Annotated in this window: 2 protein-coding genes and 1 pseudogene; 2 read left to right on the top strand and 1 reads right to left on the bottom strand. The window is 52.8% G+C overall.

What is annotated here, in order from left to right; genetic code table 11:
• Positions 1-200, bottom strand: a pseudogene (locus VIN66_RS10590) (hypothetical protein); the annotation flags it as partial.
• 229 nt (positions 201-429) lie between these two features.
• On the opposite strand from VIN66_RS10590, the gene xylB reads away from it, so the two are divergent.
• Together xylB and xylA are read left to right on the top strand one after the other, a co-directional pair.
• Entirely contained in the window at positions 430-1,884 is a 1,455-nt protein-coding gene (gene xylB, locus VIN66_RS10585; RefSeq protein ID WP_331923961.1) for a xylulokinase, read from the top strand.
• A gap of 108 nt (positions 1,885-1,992) precedes the next feature.
• The coding region (gene xylA, locus VIN66_RS10580; protein WP_331923960.1) for a xylose isomerase at positions 1,993-3,278 on the top strand (1,286 nt) is incomplete at its 3' end.

The raw sequence follows: 3,278 nt of genomic DNA, 5'->3' as shown, positions 1-3,278 counted from the left end.
ATATCATCAAAGTCGGCGATAATGCCATCGCCACCCCATTCATGAATATGCTCCAGGCGGCAGGAAAAGTCTTCCTCCAGATACAGGTCCCAGTCTACTTTGGAAGATTGCAGATAATGGCCTATGCCCTCTATTACTTGTCTGTCATACACTTTATTAGCATTAAACAACAACGTAATGCTGTGTTTAGCTTTAAACATATCCCCGTCCTGTTGCTAAGTTTGTTGCTCATTATTGTTATATCAAGCTTTATTATTATTTTTCGCCTGTACCAAAATAGGGCAGGCGTGTTCAATATTAGACCAGTAGTTAACTCTGGCAAACGAAAAATGATAATTTTGCAACCCATTACGAATTTTCGTAATTGCTGCTGCCAGGTTGCTCAACAAAGATTGCCTGATAGCCGTCAATGTCAGAAAAGGGTGATGCATGTACATCGGTATAGACTTGGGAACATCAGGCATTAAAGCCATTTTGCTGGGTGATAACGCTGCAGTAATCGACAGCGCCAGCGCTGAGCTTGAAGTCAGCCGGCCTCAGCCTCTGTGGTCGGAACAGGCACCGGATCACTGGTGGCAGGCACTGCAAAGCTGCATGCAGCAACTGGCAGCGCGGCAAAGTTTAGCCGGTGTAAAGGCCATAGGGCTGGCCGGGCAAATGCATGGTGCTACCTTGCTCGATGCTGATAATCAGCTGATCCGGCCGGCCATTCTGTGGAACGATGGCCGCTCGTTCGCGCAGTGCCAGCAATTACAGCAACAGGTGCCGGCATTAACACAACTGACCGGTAACCTGGCGATGCCCGGTTTTACTGCACCAAAATTGCTCTGGCTGCGCCAGCATGAACCAGAACAGTTCAGCCGCGTGGCCAAAGTGCTGCTGCCAAAAGACTATCTGCGTTTTTGCCTGACAGGCGATTTTGCCTCCGATATGTCAGATTCTGCCGGTACGCTGTGGCTTGATATGGCAAAACGCGACTGGAGCGATGAACTCCTGGCCGCCTGTGGTTTAAACCGCAGCCATATGCCGGTGTTACATGAAGGTAATCAGATCACCGGCAGCCTGCTGCCGGAACTGGCGCAGCGCTGGGGTATGCAGCAGGTGCCACTGGTGGCCGGTGGCGGCGACAATGCCGCCGGCGCGGTCGGTGCCGGTATTGTGAAACCAGGGCAGGCCATGTTGTCGTTGGGCACATCTGGTGTGTACTTTGCTGTCAGCGACGGCTTTAAAGCTAACCCGCAATCGGCGGTACACAGTTTTTGCCATGCACTGCCTGGCAGCTGGCATCTGATGTCGGTGATGCTAAGCGCTGCCAGCTCGTTGCAATGGTATGCTGACAATGTCGCCAACACGCCAGTCGCGGCGCTGCTAGATGAGCTGCAGCAAGCCAATGTGGATGCTACGCAGGCTCCGCTGTTTCTGCCGTATTTATCCGGCGAACGCACCCCACACAACAACCCCGATGCCAAAGGCGTCTGGTTTGGTTTAAGCCACAGTACAACAAGGGCGGCGCTGACCTATTCCGTGCTCGAAGGTGTCAGCTTTGCCTTAGCGCAAGGCGCGGCAGCTCTTCATGACAGCGGCTTACAGCCAACAGAGATTAACCTAATCGGTGGTGGTGCCCGCAGCCCTTACTGGCGGCAGCTACTGGCCGATGTACTGCAGCGGCCGCTGAGCTTTCGTGAAAGTGGTGAAGTCGGGCCAGCGCTGGGTGCTGCCAGGCTGGCTGTGCTGGCAATTAATCCGCAGGCAACGCTGGATGATATCTGCCCGCAACCGCCACTGGTCAGTCAGCATCAGCCTTCGGCTGAGCGTTATGCGGCGCTGGCGCCACGTTACCAGCGCTTTATCGCACTTTATCAGCGCTTGGCCGACCTATTCTGATAACTGGTGAAAAGCACAACTTGGCTCTGAAAAAACATAATTGTGTCATGCCGCCGCTATGCCCAACATTAGAACCATAGCATTTAGTGCAAAACCAAGGAGAGCAGCGTGGCTCAGTATTTCGACAAGATAGACAAAATCGCCTATGAAGGTGCCGACAGCACTAACCCACTGGCGTTCAAACATTACAACGCCAGTGAAAAAATCCTCGGTAAAACCATGGCCGAGCATTTACGCATGGCGGCCTGTTACTGGCATAACTTCTGCTGGAACGGCCAGGACGTATTTGGCATGCCAACGTTCAACCGCCCCTGGCTGGCATCTGGCGATGCGATGCAGCAAGCCAAACACAAAGCCGATGTTGCGTTCGAGTTTTTCCAAAAACTGGGTATTCCGTATTACTGTTTTCACGATACCGACGTTGCCCCTGAAGGCAGCAACATTAAAGAGTACGTTAATAACTTCTCGGCGATGGTTGATGTGTTGGAACAAAAACAGGCTGACAGTGGCGTAAAACTGCTGTGGGGTACCGCTAACCTGTTCAGTAACCCGCGTTATGCTGCAGGTGCTGCGTCTAACCCGGACCCACAGGTATTCAGCTATGGCGCAACTCAGGTATTTCATGCCATGAACGCCACCAAGCGTCTGGGCGGCGACAACTATGTACTTTGGGGTGGCCGTGAAGGCTATGAAACCCTGCTCAATACCGACTTACGCCAGGAGCGTGCCCAGCTGGGCCGCTTTATGCAAATGGTGGTAGAGCATAAACATAAGATCGGTTTTAAAGGCACCTTACTTATCGAGCCTAAACCACAAGAGCCAACCAAGCATCAGTACGATTACGACTCTGCTACGGTGTATGGTTTCTTAAAACAATTTGGCCTGGAAAAAGAATTCCGCGTAAACATTGAAGCCAACCACGCCACGCTGGCCGGGCATTCGTTCCACCATGAAATCGCTACGGCGATTTCGCTCGGCATTTTCGGCAGTATCGACGCTAACCGTGGCGATGCGCAAAACGGCTGGGATACCGATCAGTTCCCGAACAATGTCGAAGAGTTAAGCCTGGTGATGTACGAAATTCTCAAATCCGGCGGTTTCTCAACCGGTGGCTTTAACTTCGATACCAAGCTGCGCCGCCAGAGTCTCGACCGCTACGACCTGTTCCATGGTCATATCGGTGGTATGGACCATCTGGCGATGGCATTAAAACGCGCCGCCGCGCTGATAGAAAAAGACTTTCTCAGCAGTGCTGTGGCCAAACGCTATGCCGGCTGGAGTGATAGCCTGGGTAAAGCGATTCAGGGCGGTGAGCACAGCCTGCAGTCGCTGGCTGACCTGACTGTACGTGAACAACTTGATCCACAACCCGTCAGCGGCCGGCAAGAGCTGCT

Source organism: Rheinheimera sp. (genome assembly GCF_036568245.1).
Lineage (GTDB): Bacteria > Pseudomonadota > Gammaproteobacteria > Enterobacterales > Alteromonadaceae > Alishewanella.
The sequence above is the reverse complement of the archived record's forward strand: the minus strand, read 5'-3'. Positions and strand labels throughout refer to the sequence as shown.